Annotated in this window: 13 protein-coding genes; 7 read left to right on the top strand and 6 right to left on the bottom strand. The window is 65.0% G+C overall.

All coding sequences use genetic code 11. The features are described 5' to 3' along the window. Window positions 1-69: 69 nt before the first annotated feature. The 3 genes from glcF to glcD are packed head-to-tail and all read right to left on the bottom strand — an operon-like array spanning window position 70 to window position 3,848. Window positions 70-1,287: a glycolate oxidase subunit GlcF gene (glcF, locus tag EA795_RS01710; protein WP_122075171.1), complete on the bottom strand. Its 1,218-nt coding sequence runs from the start codon at window positions 1,285-1,287 to the stop codon at window positions 70-72. Between the two features lie 3 nt (window positions 1,288-1,290). Further along, window positions 1,291-2,349, bottom strand: coding sequence for a glycolate oxidase subunit GlcE (glcE, locus tag EA795_RS01705; RefSeq protein ID WP_115028426.1), 1,059 nt, complete (start codon window positions 2,347-2,349; stop codon window positions 1,291-1,293). Beyond that, window positions 2,349-3,848, bottom strand: coding sequence for a glycolate oxidase subunit GlcD (glcD, locus tag EA795_RS01700; RefSeq protein ID WP_014854338.1), 1,500 nt, complete (start codon window positions 3,846-3,848; stop codon window positions 2,349-2,351). The genes glcE and glcD overlap by 1 nt, the downstream gene beginning before the upstream one ends. A 233-nt stretch (window positions 3,849-4,081) precedes the next feature. Here glcD and glcC point away from each other — a divergent pair, with 233 nt between their 5' ends. The 3 genes from glcC to ubiA all read left to right on the top strand — a co-directional run bounded on the left by glcC (window position 4,082) and on the right by ubiA (window position 6,524). Beyond that, window positions 4,082-4,852 (top strand): transcriptional regulator GlcC, encoded by a 771-nt coding sequence (gene glcC / locus EA795_RS01695; RefSeq protein WP_122075169.1) that lies wholly within the window; start codon window positions 4,082-4,084, stop codon window positions 4,850-4,852. A 195-nt stretch (window positions 4,853-5,047) separates the two neighbouring features. Further along, on the top strand, window positions 5,048-5,587 hold the full coding sequence (locus EA795_RS01690; RefSeq protein WP_122075167.1) for a chorismate--pyruvate lyase family protein: 540 nt from the start codon (window positions 5,048-5,050) through the stop codon (window positions 5,585-5,587). Between the two features lie 40 nt (window positions 5,588-5,627). Next, the gene (gene ubiA, locus EA795_RS01685) at window positions 5,628-6,524 is read left to right on the top strand and encodes a 4-hydroxybenzoate octaprenyltransferase (protein WP_014854341.1); all 897 of its coding nucleotides are present in this window, start codon (window positions 5,628-5,630) and stop codon (window positions 6,522-6,524) included. Between the two features lie 589 nt (window positions 6,525-7,113). Here ubiA and EA795_RS01680 read toward each other — a convergent pair. Together EA795_RS01680 and EA795_RS01675 are read right to left on the bottom strand one after the other, a co-directional pair. Next, entirely contained in the window at window positions 7,114-7,839 is a 726-nt protein-coding gene (locus EA795_RS01680; RefSeq protein WP_014854342.1) for a TrmH family RNA methyltransferase, read from the bottom strand. An 11-nt stretch (window positions 7,840-7,850) separates the two neighbouring features. Continuing rightward, window positions 7,851-9,467 (bottom strand): NAD(P)/FAD-dependent oxidoreductase, encoded by a 1,617-nt coding sequence (locus EA795_RS01675; protein ID WP_122075165.1) that lies wholly within the window; start codon window positions 9,465-9,467, stop codon window positions 7,851-7,853. Between the two features lie 386 nt (window positions 9,468-9,853). On the opposite strand from EA795_RS01675, the gene rlmE reads away from it, so the two are divergent. The 4 genes from rlmE (at window position 9,854) to EA795_RS01655 (ending at window position 14,101) form a co-directional block, all read left to right on the top strand. After that, on the top strand, window positions 9,854-10,474 hold the full coding sequence (gene rlmE, locus EA795_RS01670) for a 23S rRNA (uridine(2552)-2'-O)-methyltransferase RlmE (RefSeq protein ID WP_014854344.1): 621 nt from the start codon (window positions 9,854-9,856) through the stop codon (window positions 10,472-10,474). A gap of 125 nt (window positions 10,475-10,599) precedes the next feature. After that, complete coding sequence (phoB, locus tag EA795_RS01665; RefSeq protein WP_014854345.1) at window positions 10,600-11,289, top strand: phosphate regulon transcriptional regulator PhoB; 690 nt, start codon at window positions 10,600-10,602, stop codon at window positions 11,287-11,289. 70 nt (window positions 11,290-11,359) lie between these two features. Beyond that, a complete protein-coding gene (phoR, locus tag EA795_RS01660) occupies window positions 11,360-12,661 on the top strand; it encodes a phosphate regulon sensor histidine kinase PhoR (protein WP_058077888.1) in 1,302 nt (433 codons plus the stop codon). Between the two features lie 99 nt (window positions 12,662-12,760). Beyond that, the gene (locus EA795_RS01655) at window positions 12,761-14,101 is read left to right on the top strand and encodes a hemolysin family protein (RefSeq protein ID WP_014854347.1); all 1,341 of its coding nucleotides are present in this window, start codon (window positions 12,761-12,763) and stop codon (window positions 14,099-14,101) included. Between the two features lie 125 nt (window positions 14,102-14,226). Here EA795_RS01655 and EA795_RS01650 read toward each other — a convergent pair whose 3' ends face one another. After that, window positions 14,227-15,123 carry a peptidoglycan DD-metalloendopeptidase family protein gene (locus EA795_RS01650; RefSeq protein WP_014854348.1) on the bottom strand — a complete coding sequence of 299 codons (897 nt, stop codon included), beginning with the start codon at window positions 15,121-15,123 and terminating at the stop codon, window positions 14,227-14,229. Window positions 15,124-15,159: the final 36 nt, after the last annotated feature.

Genomic DNA, 15,159 nt, shown 5'->3' with positions numbered 1-15,159 from the left:
AAGGACTCGGCGTCCCCCTCGCTCCTATGGTTTTGCTTTTTCGTTCAGCCTCAAGCGCTCTTTTCGGCCTTATTGCATCGCCTCTTCGACGATCTCGATCCAGTGCCGCACCGGCGTGCGACCCGCCCCGTCGAGGTGGGTCTGGCAACCGATGTTGGCGGTGACGATGACTTCCGGCTTGCCGCTTTCCAGTGCAGTGAGCTTGTTGTCGCGCAACTGCTTGGAAAGCGCCGGCTGGGTGATCGAATAGCTGCCGGCCGAGCCGCAGCACAGATGCGCGTCCGGCACTGCGGTGAGCTGGAAGCCCAGCCGCTTGAGCACGTCTTCGACCGCGCCACCGAGCTTTTGTGCGTGCTGCAGCGTGCAGGGGCAATGGAAGGCCATGCGCTTGTCGGCCTTGACGTCGAGCTGCTCGAGCTCCGTCAAGCGCAGCACCTCGACCAGGTCCTTGGTCAGGGCGCTGACCCGCGCGGCCTTGCTCGCGTAAACCGGATCGTCGCGCAGCAGGTGGCCGTAGTCCTTGACGAAGGCACCGCAGCCGCTGGCGGTCTGCACGATGGCTTCGGCACCGGCTTCGATGGCCGGCCACCAGGCGTCGATGTTGCGTCGGGCACGATCCAGTCCGGCTTCCTGGGCGTTCAGGTGATAGTCCACCGCACCGCAGCAACCGGCTTCGCGCGCGGGCGTCACGCCGATGCCGAGGCGATCCAGCACTCGTGCGGCGGCCGCGTTGGTACTGGGCGACAGGCTCGGCTGCACGCAGCCTTCGAGCATCAGCACGTTGCGCGCATGGCGGGTTTGCGGGCGCGCTTTCGGCGCGCGCACTTCACGCGGCAGGTGCGCCTTCAGGCTGGCCGGCATCAACGGCCGCAACGCGTTGCCGGTGCTCAGCAGCGCCTTGAACAGCGCCGGGCGCGGCACCACGGTGCGCAAGCCGCTGCGTACCAGGCGCTCGCTCAGGGTGCGCGGCACCTGCTGCTCGATGAAGTCGCGGCCGATATCCAGCAGGTTGTGGTACTGCACGCCGGACGGGCAGGTGGTTTCGCAGTTGCGGCAGGTCAGGCAGCGGTCCAGATGCAGTTGGGTACTCTGGGTGACTTCGCCGCCCTCGAGCATCTGCTTCATCAGGTAGATGCGCCCGCGCGGGCCATCCAGTTCGTCGCCGATCAGTTGATAGGTCGGACAGGTGGCGTTGCAGAAGCCGCAGTGCACGCACGAGCGCAGGATGCTCTCGGCTTCCTCGGCGCGCGGCAGGCGCTTGGCTTGTTCGCTCAGATTGGTCTGCACGGCTTAAACCTCTGAATACATGCGGCCGGGGTTGAAGATGCCCTGCGGGTCGAGCTGGGCCTTGAGCTGCTGGTGGTAACGCAGCAGCGGCGCACCCAGCGGCTGGAACGGACTGGTCGTGGCGCCCGCGCTGTAGCAGATCGCATGGCCGTCGACTTCGCCAACGATGGCGCGAATGCGCTCGGCATCCTCTGTGGACTTCAGCCAGCGCTGGGCACCGGCCCAATCCACCAACTGCTCGCCTTCCAGCGCCAGCGCCGGGGTGTTGATGGGCAGCGACAGGCGCCACAGCGGACGCGGGTCCTCGAAGAAGGCCAGGCGCTGTTCGCGCAGCGCGTCCCAGTAGGCAGCGTCCAGGTCTTCACCGCCGATGCGTTCGCGCGCGGCATTGACCGAGCCTTCGCCGCCTTCCAGGCGCAGGTGCAGGGCCTGGCCGTCGTGACAGGCGGCGCTGATCGGGATCGGCTGCTGGCCCCATTCGGCCAGTTTCAGCAGGGCCTGATCCAGCGTCATCTCCACCCGCAGCCCGCTGCAGCGGCGCGGCTTGGGCAGCACCTTGAGCGACACCTCGGTCAGTACGCCCAGGCAGCCGAAGCTGCCGGCCATCAGGCGCGACAGGTCGTAGCCGGCGACGTTCTTCATCACTTCGCCGCCGAAGCGCAGGTGCTTGCCATGGCCGGTGATGATGCGCGTGCCGAGCACGAAATCACGCACCGAACCGCTCCAGGGCCGACGCGGCCCGGACAGCCCGGCCGCGATCATGCCGCCCACGGTGGCGCCTTCGCCGAAATGGGGCGGCTCGCAGGGCAGCATCTGCCCGGCTTCATCGAGCGCGGCTTCCAGCTCGGTAAGCGGCGTGCCGGCACGCACGGTGACCACCAGTTCGGTGGGGTCGTAGCTGACGATGCCGCGGTGCGCGCGGGTGTCGAGCACCTGCCCTTCGACCGTACGGCCGAGAAAGGCTTTGCTGTCGCTGCCCTGGATGCGCAGCGGCGTGTTGGCGGCGAGCGCCTGGTTGACCTGATCCAGCAACTGCTCGCTGGCGTCGAATGAAACCGTCATCAGAAGCGCTCCAGTTCAGGGAAGGGCAGCTGACCGCCATGCACGTGCATGCGGCCGAATTCGGCGCAACGGTGCAGGGTCGGGATGTTCTTGCCGGGGTTGAGCAGCCCGGTCGGGTCGAAGGCGGCCTTCACCGCGTGGAACAGCGTCAGCTCGTCGGCGTTGAACTGGGCGCACATCTGGTTGATCTTCTCGCGACCCACGCCATGCTCGCCGGTGATTGAGCCGCCGACCTCGACGCAGAGTTCGAGAATCTTGCCGCCCAGCGCCTCGGCGCGTTCCAGCTCACCCTCGACGTTGGCATCGAAGAGGATCAGCGGGTGCATGTTGCCGTCGCCGGCGTGGAACACGTTGGCCACGCGCAGACCGTACTCTTCCGACAGGTTGGCGATGCCCCGGAGCACGCCCGGCAGCTCGCGGCGCGGGATGGTGCCGTCCATGCAGTAGTAGTCCGCCGAGATCCGCCCCACGGCCGGGAAGGCATTCTTGCGCCCTGCCCAGAAACGCGCACGCTCGGCTTCGTCCCTGGCCAGGCGCACTTCGGTGGCGCCGGCCAGCTTGAGCACTTCGCTGACGCGCTCGCAGTCCTCGGCGACGTCGACCTCGACGCCATCCAGCTCGCACAGCAGGATCGCCTCGGCATCCACCGGGTAACCGGCGTGGATGAAGTCTTCGGCGGCGCGGATCGCCAGGTTGTCCATCATCTCCAGCCCGCCGGGAATGATGCCCGCCGCGATGATGTCCGCCACCGCGCGCCCGGCCTTCTCCACCGAGTCGAACGCGGCCAGCAGCACCTTGGCCACCTGCGGCTTGGGCAGCAGCTTGACGGTCACTTCGGTGACGATGCCGAGCATGCCTTCGGAGCCGGTGAACAGCGCCAGCAGGTCGAAACCGGGCGAATCCAGCGCCTCGGAGCCGAGCACCATGCGCTCGCCTTCCACGGTGAGGATCTCCACGCGCAGCAGGTTGTGCACGGTCAGGCCGTACTTCAGGCAATGCACGCCACCGGCGTTCTCGGCGACGTTGCCGCCGATGGAACAGGCGATCTGCGACGACGGATCGGGCGCGTAATAAAGCTCGTAGGGCGCCGCGGCCTGGGAGATCGCCAGGTTGCGCACGCCGGGCTGGACGCGGGCGAAGCGACCGGCGGGGTCGACTTCGAGAATCTTGTTGAAACGCGCCATGACCAGCAGGATGCCCTGCTCCACCGGCAGCGCGCCGCCGGACAGGCCGGTGCCGGCGCCACGGGCGACCACCGGCACGCCGCGCTCGTAGCAGAGCTTGAGCAGGGCTTCGACCTGCTCGATGCGCTCGGGCAGCACCACCAGCATCGGCGTGGTGCGGTAGGCGGAAAGGCCGTCGCACTCGTAGGGCTTGAGATCTTCGAGGCGATGCAGGATGTCCAGGTCAGGCAACAACGCCTGCAATTCGGCCAGTAGCGCGGCCTTGTCGACCCTGGGCAACTCGCCGTCGACACGTTCGTCGTAGAGAATATTCATGGCAGTCGGATGCTCTCGTTGTTCACCGGCAGCGCGACCAGCTGCGGCGGAGTGACGCATCATTAGCCTGAACGGATCGGCCAGTCCACCCTCGAAACCACTGGTCGTACCAGTTTGTGAAAGCTGGAGCCAGTCCTTGACCGCCCCGAATGCAGCGAGCACGGGGCTGGCGTGACTAAAGCGCGAAAGTAGCTATACTGGCTCGCCACTGGTCCTACCACCTGGAAAAGCCCATGATCAGCGAAACCGCCATCGAGAAACGCCAGGTTGCCGACGTGGTCGCCGAACGCATCGAGCGCCTGATCGTCGATGGCGTACTCAAGGTCGGCCAGGCCCTGCCGTCGGAAAGACGCCTGTGCGAGAAGCTCGGCATCTCCCGCTCGGCCATGCGCGAAGGCCTGCGCGTGCTGCGCGGGCGCGGCATCATCGAAACGGCTCATGGTCGCGGCTCCTTCGTGGCACAACTGTCCGGCGCGCAGGACACCTCGCCGCTGATGCACTTGTTCAACTCGCAGCCGCGCACGCTGTTCGACCTGCTCGAAGTCCGCGCGCTGCTGGAAGGCGAATCCGCGCGGCTGGCGGCCCTGCGCGGCACCGAGGCGGATTTCATTCTGCTGCGCCGGCGCTACGAGGAAATGCTCGCCGCGCACACCGAGGAGAGCGCCGACCCGCGCGAGCATGCCCGCCTCGACCATGCCTTCCATCTCGCCGTGTGCGAGGCCTCGCACAACCCGGTGCTGGTGCACACGCTGCAGTCGCTGACCGACCTGATGCTGAGCACCGTATTCGCCTCGGTGAACAACCTCTATCACCGACCGATCCAGAAACGACAGATCGACCGGCAGCACTCGCGACTGTTCCACGCCGTCACCGAGCGCCTGCCAGACCAGGCCCAGCGGGCCGCGCGCGATCACATCCAGAGCATTCGCGACAACCTCAAGGAGATCGAACAGGAGGAACAGCGCCTGGTGCGAGCGACGATGCGGCTGGAAGGGTGGGTTTAAGGGAGGCTGGAGGCTGGAGGCTGGAGGCTGGACAGGATCGTTCCGGGACACTGCGGGTCAAGTTTTTCGTCCAGCTTTCCAGCTTCAAGCGCTCTTATCTACTTTTATCGTCCAGCCTTCCAGCCTCGAGCGCTTCTATCGGCTTTCATCCCCCATGCTAGACTCGCCGCTTTCCCGCTGTGCCCGGCTACTCTCGTGCTCGATTTCCCTGAATGGCTCACCGCCAACCAAGTCCCCGCCCCGCTCGATCCCCTGCTGCATGACTGGCTGTTCGTCGACAAAGGCTCGCTGACTCGCCGCCTGACCGCGCTGGCCGAAGGCGCTTTCAGCGTGACGCCGCTGCAACAAGGCTGGCAGCGACTGCGCGACGACGAGTGCACCGCGCTGGGCGTAGCAACCGGCAGTCAGGGCTGGGTTCGCGAGGTCTACCTGTGCGGTCATCGGCAACCCTGGGTGTTCGCCCGCAGCGTGGCGGCGCGCCAGGCGCTGGAAGATTCGTCGCTGGACCTGCAGCACCTCGGGAGCCGCTCCCTGGGCGAGCTGCTGTTCAGCGACCGCGCCTTCGCCCGCGGCCCGCTCGAAGCCAGGCACTATCCCGCTGCCTGGCTGCCCGAGGAGGCCCGCCAGGATGGGCTCTGGGCGCGGCGCTCCTGCTTCAGCCAGGGCAGCCTGGACGTGCTGGTGGCCGAAATCTTCCTGCCGGCCCTATGGCGCGCGGCCCGGATCGATCAGTAGCCGCCCGCTTATAATCGCGCATCTTTCTGGAGACCCGCCGATGTATCAGAAGCTTCTGCAATCGAGCAATCGCCTGCACCCGCGCGCCTGGGACTTCATCCAGCTGATGCGCCTGGACCGCCCGATCGGCACCTACCTGCTGCTCTGGCCGACGCTCTGGGCCCTGTGGATCGCCGGCGAAGGCGCGCCCAGCCTCAAGAACCTGGTCATCTTCGTCCTCGGCGTGATCCTGATGCGCGCCGCCGGCTGCGTGATCAACGATTTCGCCGATCGCAATTTCGACGGGCACGTCAGCCGCACCCGCAGCCGCCCGCTGGCCACCGGCAAGGTGACCGTCAAGGAAGCCTGGATACTGTTCGCGGTGCTGGTCGCCATCAGTTTCGTGCTGGTATTGCTGACCAACGCGCCGACCTTCTGGCTGTCCTTCGGCGCGCTGGCCGTCGCCTCGCTCTACCCCTTCATGAAGCGCTACACCTATTACCCCCAGGTGGTGCTGGGCGCCGCCTTTTCCTGGGGCATCCCGATGGCCTTCACCGCCGAGACCGGCGCCCTGCCACCGGAAGCCTGGCTGCTGTTTATCGCCAACCTGGTCTGGACCGTCGGCTACGACACCTACTACGCCATGGCCGATCGCGAGGACGACCTGAAGATTGGCATCAAGTCCACCGCCGTGCTGTTTGGCGAAGCCGACCGCATCATCATTCTCACGCTGCAGGGCCTGGCGCTGTTCTGCCTGATTCTGGCCGGAGTGCGCTTCGAACTGGGCCAGTGGTTCCACTTCGGCCTGTTCATCGCCGCTGTCTGCTTCGCCTGGGAGTTCTGGAGCACCCGCTCGCGCAAGCCGCAGATCTGCTTCAAGGCCTTCCTGCATAACCACTGGGCCGGCCTGGCGATACTGGTGGGAATCGTGCTCGATTACGCGACGAAAGCGAGCTGACCGTACCTAGGGTCTGTTGACGTTTCGTCGCGAGCCACGTTGCTGCGCCAAATATCGCCAGGCAAGGCGCGGGACACAGGCAATGGTCATTCCCTTGCCAAGTCCCGCAACGCCGCATGGCGATATTTGCCGCGCAACCTAGGCGGCCCCACCCGAAGGGCCGGGACTGTTTTTGCGCGGCGCGGCGTTATTCGTCGTTCATTTGGAATGACCAAACTTCTCTCCTCATGCCTTGCTCCGCGCAAAAACAGGCTCCGGCGTGTCCGCGAGCGAAACGTCAACAGACCCTAGGGTCTGTTGCCGTTTCGTCGCGAGCCGCGTTGCTGCGAGAAATGGCGCCAGGTTAGGCGTAGGACGCAGGTAATGGCCTCGGCCGGCCGCGTCATTCCCTTACCAAGTCCTACAACGACAGCTGGCGCCATTTCCCGCACAAACCCTTCGGGCCGGGCCTGTTTTTACGCGATGCGGCGTTACTCGTCGCTTATTTGGAATACCAAACTTCGCTTCTCGTGCCTTGCCTCGCGTAAAAACAGGCGCCGGCGCGGCCGCGGACGAAACGGCAACAGACCCTAGCCCACAGCAGCAATCGCTAGCGGTTCAATTCGTACGCGCAGATGTTGACTGTCGCCGCCAGGTTCAGCGATTCGATGGCACCACAGCCAGGAATCGTGAAAGGCCGCGCGTCGAGGGCGGCCAGTTGCTCGCGGGGCACGCCGCGGGCCTCGTTGCCGAACAGGTAGCAATCGAAGGTTCTGAAGCCGGCCGACTGCAGGCTGTCGCCATTCATGTCCAGACAGGCGATGCGCTCGAAGCGCGTGCGCAAGGCGTCCAGTTCCACATCCAGCTCCATCGGCGCGTGGAAAATGGCGCCCATGCTGGAGCGCACGACCTTGGGGTTGTAGGGGTCGACACTGCCGGGGCTGAGCAGGCAGCGGAAATTGCCGAACCAGGCCAGGGTGCGCAGGATGGTGCCGAGGTTGCCGGGGTCCTGGATCTCGTGCAGGTAGATGGCTCGCTCGCCAGGTTCGGCTGCCGGTGCGACGGTCGCCGGCATCGGCACCACGGCCACGATGCCCTGCGGCGCCTTGGTATCGGCGATCTGCGCCATCTGGCGGTCGCTGACCACATGGGTCCTGAATGGGCTCTGCCAGTGCGCGTAGGCGGCGGTCACGTACAGCTCGCTGCGCTGCAGCAGCGGATTCTGCAAGGCCGCTTTCTGCAGCTCCAGCAACAGGTGTTCGCCTTCCACCAGAAAGTGGCCGAACTCGGCCCGGTATTTCTTCTGGTGAAGTTTCTTGATGTCGTCGAGTTTCATCGGCGCGGCACTCAGTGGGTCCCGGACAGCAGCGACTTGGCCACCGCCTCGGCGACCTTGATGCCGTCCACGCCCGCCGAGAGAATGCCCCCCGCATAACCAGCGCCCTCACCGGCCGGATACAGGCCGCGCAGGTTGAGGCTCTGCAAGGTCTCGGCATCGCGGGTGATACGCACTGGGGAGGACGTGCGGGTTTCGATGCCGGTGAGCACCGCGTCCGCGCGATCGAAACCGCGGATCTGCTTGCCGAACGCCGGCAGTGCCTCGCGGATGGCCTCGATCGCGTACTCCGGCAGCGAAGGCGCCAGATCACCCAGGCGCACGCCGGGCTTGTAGGAGGGTTCCACCTCGCCGAACGCGCTCGAGGGCACGCCGCGAATGAAGTCACCGACCAGTTGCGCGGGTGCGCAATAGTCGCTGCCGCCCAGTTCATAGGCGCGGGACTCCAGGCGCTCCTGGAACTCCACGCCGGCCAGCGGACCGCCGGGGAAGTCCTGCTCCGGATTGATGCCCACGACGATGCCGGCGTTGGCATTGCGTTCGTTGCGCGAGTACTGGCTCATGCCATTGGTCACCACGCGCTCCGGCTCTGACGTGGCCGCCACCACGGTGCCGCCGGGGCACATGCAGAAGCTGTAGACGGCGCGACCATTGCTGGCGTGATACACCAGCTTGTAGTCGGCGGCGCCGAGTTCCGGATGGCCGGCGTACTTGCCCAGCCGGGCCTGGTCGATCATGCCTTGCGGATGCTCGATGCGAAAACCCACGGCAAAGGGCTTGGCCTCCATGAATACGCCCTGACGGTGCAGCATGCGGAAGGTATCGCGGGCACTGTGGCCCAGCGCCAGAACCACATGGCGACTGCGGATCGTTTCGCCATTGGCCAGCACCACGCCTTCGAGCTGGCCGTCGGCGACCAGCAGATCGGTCACCTTGCTTTCGAAGCGCACCTCGCCGCCGAGGGCGATGATCTCCTCGCGCATGGCGGCGACCACGCCAGTGAGGCGGAAGGTACCGATGTGCGGCTTGCTCACGTAGGTGATCTCTTCCGGCGCACCGGCGCGAACGAACTCCTGCACCACCTTGCGTGCGTAGAACCTGGGATCCTTGATCTGGCTGTAGAGCTTGCCATCGGAGAACAGGCCGGCCCCGCCCTCGCCGAACTGCACGTTGGATTCCGGCGTCAGGACCTTCTTGCGCCACAGTGCCCAGGTGTCCTTGGTGCGGCTGCGCACGTCCTTGCCGCGCTCAAGCACTATGGGCCTGAAGCCCATCTGCGCGAGCAACAGCGCCGCGAACAATCCACAGGGGCCGAAGCCCACGACCAGCGGCCGCTCGCTCAGATCGGCGGGCGCCTGCCCCACCGGGTGGTAGCGGGTGTCCGGCGCCGGGCGGACGTTGTTGTCATCGGCGAAGCGCGCCAGGATCGCTCCTTCGCCCCGGGCCTGCAGATCGATGATGTAGATGAACAGGATGACGCTGTTCTTCTTGCGCGCATCGTAGCTGCGCTTGAACACGCTGAAATCGAGCAGATCGGCGTCGCCGATACCCAGGCGCTTGACGATGGCCGCGCGCAATTCGTCGGCGGTGTGATCGAGGGGCAGAGACAGTTCGTTGATGCGAATCATGGCGGTAGTCCTGGCCGGTGACTCCGGCAAAGGAAGCAACTAGCAGGCCGTTGAAAAATGTAGGCGAGGCAGCCAGTGCAAGGCAGAAACAGGCGAAAAAGCGCAGTTTAGGCGTTCTAAATGAGCATTTTGAGCCTGTTTTTAACGCAGCAATGGCAACGTAGGTAGTTTTTCAATGGCCTGCTAGAGAGGGGAAGTGAGGGGCGAATTGTACCCGGCACCACGCGCCGCTGTCAGGCCGGACCGGATGGCACTCCGGAAGGTGCGGCGATCGTCCCGGTCCCGCCGATTTAACCTGCGCCGCATTATCGGCCTATAATTGCCGCCATTTTGCGTCCAACCGCCTCCGTTGGTCCTCACCTGATTCTCCATGGTCACCTCCTCCCATGAAACGATCCAAAAGCAGCCGCCGCTGGCTGGATGAACACGTCAACGATCCCTACGTCAAGAAGGCGCAGAAGGACGGCTTGCGCTCTCGCTCCAGCTACAAGCTGGTCGAGCTCAACGAGAAGGACAAGCTGATACGCCCCGGCATGCTGGTCATGGACCTCGGCTCCGCGCCCGGTGGCTGGTCGCAGGTGGCCGGGGGGCTGGTCGGCGAGAAGGGGCGGGTCATCGCCACCGACATTCTGCCGATGGACCCACTGGATAACGTCGACTTCATCCAGGGCGACTTCACCGACGACGCCGTGTTCCAGCAGATTCTCGCCAGGCTCGACGGCAGGCAGCCCGACCTGATCGTCTCCGATATCGCCCCCAACATCAGCGGCATCGCCGCCGCCGATCAGGCGTCCTCGATGTACCTGGTCGAACTCACCCTCGACATGGTCCGCCAGGTGCTCAAGCCCGGTGGCAACTATGTGGTCAAGGTGTTCCAGGGCGAAGGCTCGGATCAGTTCCTGAAAGACGTTCGCACCTCGTTCGAGAAGGTGGTGATACGCAAGCCGGAGGCCTCGCGCCCGCGCTCGAGGGAAGTCTATCTGGTGGGGAAAGGCTTCAAGGAGTAAAGGCCCGCAGCGCTGAAGCGCGGGCGTGCCGCTTTCCTCGCGCCTCCACTCGCTGCGCCCTGTAACATCCCTGCAATATTTCCGTTATCTAATGCCGAACGACCAAGAGCGGACCGAGAGCGGACATGAACGGCAGATGCATATTGATCGTCGATGACGAAGCGCCGATCAGAGAGATGATCGTGGTGGCCCTGGAGATGGCCGGCTACGAGTGCCTGGAAGCGGAAAATGCGCAGCAGGCGCATTCGCTGATCGTCGACCGGCAACCGGATCTGATTCTGCTCGACTGGATGCTGCCCGGCACATCCGGCATCGAGCTGGCGCGGCGCCTCAAGCGCGACGAGATGACGGCCGACACGCCGATCATCATGCTTACCGCCAAGGATGCCGAGGACAACAAGATCCAGGGCCTGGAAGTCGGCGCCGACGACTACATCACCAAGCCCTTCTCCCCCCGCGAGCTGGTGGCCCGCCTGAAGGCGGTATTGCGCCGCGCCGCGCCCAGCGACAACGAGACGCCGATCGAGATCGGCGGCCTGCTGCTGGACCCCGTCAGCCATCGCGTCACCATCGACGGCACCCCGGCCGAGATGGGCCCCACCGAGTACCGCCTGTTGCAGTTCTTCATGACCCACCAGGAGCGCGCCTACACGCGCGGGCAATTGCTCGATCAGGTCTGGGGCGGCAACGTGTACGTCGAGGAGCGCACCGTGGACGTGCACATCCGCCGGCTGCGCAAGGCGCTGGGCGAAACCTACGAGAACCTGGTGCAGACCGTGCGCGGCACCGGCTATCGTTTCTCCACCAAGAGCTGAACGGCCAGGCCATCCGCCGCGGTGACGCGGCAGACCGAAACACATCAACCAACCCCAGGAGCATCGGCGGGTGAATCAGGACTGGCTAGGCACCTTGATACGTCGTCTCTTGCTACTGTTGGGCGGTTGCCTGCTGCTCGGGCTGATTTCCGGCGAATACGCCTGGGCGCTGGTACTGGGGCTGGCCGGCTATCTCGGCTGGACGCTCCGGCAGCTCTGGCGTCTTCAGCAATGGCTCAAGAGCAGCGAGACCGATGCACCACCGCCGGACAGCCATGGCATCTGGGGCGACATCTTCGACAGCCTCTACCATCTGCAGCGCCGGGACCTGCGCCTGCGCGCCCAGCTACAGACCGTCATCGATCGCGTGCAGGGCTCCACTTCCGCGCTCAAGGAAGCGGTGGTCATGCTCGACAGCGAAGGCAATCTGGAGTGGTGGAACCCGGCCGCCGAGCGGCTGCTGGGCCTGAAGAAGCCGCAGGATACCGGTCACCTGGTCACCAACCTGGTTCGTCACCCGGCCTTCAAGGACTACTTCGACAGCGGTCGGCACGAAGAACCGCTGGAGCTGCCTTCGCCGACCAACGACCGTCTCTGGCTGCAATACAACATCACCCGTTACGGCAACGCCGAACACCTGATGGTGGTCCGCGACATCACCCGTCTCCACCAGCTGGAACAGATGCGCAAGGATTTCGTCGCCAACGTATCCCACGAGCTGCGAACTCCGCTGACCGTGATCGCCGGCTACCTGGAAACCATGCTCGAACACAGCGAAGAGCTGAATCCCCGCTGGTCGCGGCCGCTGCAGCAGATGAACCAGCAGGCGGGACGCATGCAGCACCTGCTCAACGACCTCCTGCTGCTGGCCAAGCTCGAAGCCACCACCCCGCCGGCGACGGCCGAACCGGTGGACGTGGCGGCCCTGCTGCAGTCGATCAGCAACGATGCGCTCGCGCTGTCCGCCGAGCGGCAGCACGGCATCGAACTGGACGTCGACCGGCGCCTGGCGCTGCGTGGCAGCGAGTCCGAATTGCGTAGCGCCTTTTCCAACCTGGTGTTCAATGCCGTCAAGTACACGCCCGCCGGCGGGCAGATCCGGCTGCGCTGGTGGCGAGACGAGTATGGCGCGCACCTCGCCGTGCAGGACTCGGGCATCGGCATCGAAGCCAAGCACCTGCCGCGTCTGACCGAGCGCTTCTACCGGGTCGACTCCAGCCGCGCCAGCAGCACCGGCGGCACCGGGCTCGGCCTGGCCATCGTCAAGCACGTGCTGCTGCGCCATCAGGGACGCCTGGATATCGACAGCAGCCTCGGCAAGGGCAGCACGTTCGTCTGCAGTTTTCCGCTTTCCCTGACGGAAAGCCGCTAGCGGCTAACCGCCTTCTTTCGTCGCGAAGCAGGCAGGCGCTCTTGAAAAGCACCGATCCGGTCCCCATCCTGTGGCGATCAGAAGCCTCACGAAACCCTCATGGACCCCTCCCCCGCTTATAACGCCCCGTCCTATTTCGCCGATTTCGGCCTGATTCTCTTTGCCCTGCTGCTGGTACTGCTCAACGGATTCTTCGTCGCGGCCGAATTCGCCATGGTCAAGCTGCGCGCGACCAAGGTCGAGGCTATCGCCAGCCAGCATGGCTGGCGCGGCAAGATCCTGCGCACCGTGCACGAACAACTGGATGCCTACCTGTCCGCCTGCCAGCTGGGCATCACCCTGGCCTCGCTGGGGCTTGGCTGGGTCGGCGAGCCGGCATTCGCGCACCTGCTCGAACCGCTGCTGGCCATGGCCGGCATCGACACGCCGGCGCTGGTCCACGGCATCGCTTTCTTCACCGCCTTCTTCATCATTTCCTACCTGCACATCGTGGTGGGCGAACTGGCGCCGAAATCCTGGGCGATCCGCAAGCCCGAGCTGCTGTCGCTGTGGACGGCGGTGCCGCTGTACCTGTTCTACTGGCTGATGTACCCGGCGATCTACCTGCTCAACGCCAGCGCCAACGCCATCCTGCGCATCGCCGGCCAGGGCGAGCCCGGCGCACAGCACGAGCACCATTACAGCCGCGAGGAGCTGAAGCTGATCCTGCACTCCAACCGCGCGCTGGACCCCACCAACTCGCAGATCCAGGTGCTCGCCTCGGCGGTCGAGATGAGCGAGCTGGAAGTCGCCGACTGGGCGAACTCCCGCGAAGACCTCCTGCAGCTGGATCACGACGCACCGCTGGCGCAGATCCTCGACGTGATTCGCTTCCACAAGTACAGCCGCTATCCGGTCTACGACCGGGATCAGGGCGAATACACCGGCCTGCTGCATATCAAGGACCTGCTGCTGGCCCTGGCCAGCGATCAGAACCTGGCGGACGACTTTCGTCTCGATGAACTGCTGCGCCCGCTGGAGCGGGTCTCCAAGCACCTGCCGCTGAGCGACCTGCTGGAGCAGTTCCGCCAGGGCGGCGCGCACTTCGTGCTGGTCGAGGAAGGCGATCGCAAGGTGGTGGGTTTCCTCACCATGGAGGACGTGCTGGAAGTGCTGGTCGGCGACATCCAGGACGAACACCGCAAGACCGAACGCGGCATTCTCACCTACCAGCCGGGCAAGCTGCTGGTACGAGGCGATACACCGCTGTTCAAGGTGGAACGGCTACTCGACGTCGACCTCGACCACATCGAGGCCGACACCCTCGCCGGCCTGATCTACGAGACCCTCAAACGGGTGCCGGAAGAGAACGAGGAACTGCAGGTCGAAGGGCTGCAGATCGTCATCAAGAAGATGCGCGGGCCGAAGATCATCCTGGCCAAGGTGTTGAAGCAGGAATAAAGCAGCTGGAAGCTGGAAGCTGGAAGCTGGAAGCTGGAAGCAATCAGTAGCGGGCTGATACCAAAGTACGGTCAAGTACTTTCCGCTTTTACTTCAAGCTTCTAGCTTAGGGCTTCCAGCTGCTCTCACTCCCCTCCGACCGCGAAATTCGGCAGGCTGCCCACCGGCTGGGAAAACTCGAAGGGAATCGATTCGACCGTCAGGCCGACGTTGCGCTGAACCACGAAATGCAGGTGCGGGCCGGTGCTGTTGCCGGTGTTCCCCGAGCGCGCGATACGGCTGCCGGCGTCGATCCGCTGGCCTTCGCGCACGGCCACCGAGCCCTTCATCAGGTGCAGGTAGACGCCCATGGTGCCGTCGTCGTGCAGGATGCGGACGAAGTTGCCGGAGGGGTTGTCGCCACGCCCGCTCTGGTCGTTTTCCACCCGCACCACCATGCCGCCACGCGCAGCGACGATCGGCGTACCCTCGGGCATGGCGATATCCACCGCGTAACGCCCTTTGGGCGTGAAGTGGCTGTACTTGCCGTTGGCGCCCTGGGTCAGCCGGAACGGGCCGCCACGCCAGGGCAGCGGATAACGATAGGGTTTGGGCAGCAGACGCGGATCACCCAACGCATGGCGCAGTCGAGGGGTGTAGCGCAGCGGTTGGGCGGGATCACGCGGTGCGAGGGTGGCGAGCCGGATCTGGCTGCGCGGCGGCAGTACCCAGCGGATCGGCTTGTCCGGCACGCCGACCGCATTCTGCACGCCTTCGAACTTCAGCTCGACGTCCACCGGCGCGTAGAGGTCGTTGCGCACCAACAGCGTTTCACCGCCGGCATGCTTTCGCGTTTCCAGCTTCACCCGGTTATCGAGCTTCTCGACCATACGGTCGTTGAACACGAACACCTGGGCGCCGGGCGCGGCCTGATCGCTGTAGGTGACCACGCCGTTGGCATCGGTGTACTTGTAGATGGTCAGCGCCATCGCCGGCAGCGCCAGCGATGATAATCCGAGCAGGAAGAGAATGCGCCCTAACATAACGGCCGATTTCATGGACATGTGCAGAGGATCGCA

Origin of the sequence: Stutzerimonas nitrititolerans (assembly GCF_003696285.1) — a bacterium.
Classification (GTDB): Bacteria; Pseudomonadota; Gammaproteobacteria; order Pseudomonadales; family Pseudomonadaceae; genus Stutzerimonas; species Stutzerimonas nitrititolerans.
Note: the sequence above shows the minus strand (reverse complement) of the source record. Positions and strands in the feature narration are given on the sequence as shown.

What these genes read in the sequence shown, in the direction of transcription:
- EA795_RS01675 (WP_122075165.1), bottom strand. Translation starts at nt 9,467, where the DNA reads ATGATTCGCATCAACGAACTGTCTCTGCCCCTCGATCACACCGCCGAC.
- EA795_RS01680 (WP_014854342.1), bottom strand. Translation starts at nt 7,839, where the DNA reads ATGAAACTCGACGACATCAAGAAACTTCACCAGAAGAAATACCGGGCC.
- ubiA (WP_014854341.1), top strand. Translation starts at nt 5,628, where the DNA reads ATGTATCAGAAGCTTCTGCAATCGAGCAATCGCCTGCACCCGCGCGCC.
- phoB (WP_014854345.1), top strand. Translation starts at nt 10,600, where the DNA reads ATGAACGGCAGATGCATATTGATCGTCGATGACGAAGCGCCGATCAGA.
- EA795_RS01655 (WP_014854347.1), top strand. Translation starts at nt 12,761, where the DNA reads ATGGACCCCTCCCCCGCTTATAACGCCCCGTCCTATTTCGCCGATTTC.
- glcE (WP_115028426.1), bottom strand. Translation starts at nt 2,349, where the DNA reads ATGACGGTTTCATTCGACGCCAGCGAGCAGTTGCTGGATCAGGTCAAC.
- rlmE (WP_014854344.1), top strand. Translation starts at nt 9,854, where the DNA reads ATGAAACGATCCAAAAGCAGCCGCCGCTGGCTGGATGAACACGTCAAC.
- EA795_RS01650 (WP_014854348.1), bottom strand. Translation starts at nt 15,123, where the DNA reads ATGTTAGGGCGCATTCTCTTCCTGCTCGGATTATCATCGCTGGCGCTG.
- glcC (WP_122075169.1), top strand. Translation starts at nt 4,082, where the DNA reads ATGATCAGCGAAACCGCCATCGAGAAACGCCAGGTTGCCGACGTGGTC.
- glcD (WP_014854338.1), bottom strand. Translation starts at nt 3,848, where the DNA reads ATGAATATTCTCTACGACGAACGTGTCGACGGCGAGTTGCCCAGGGTC.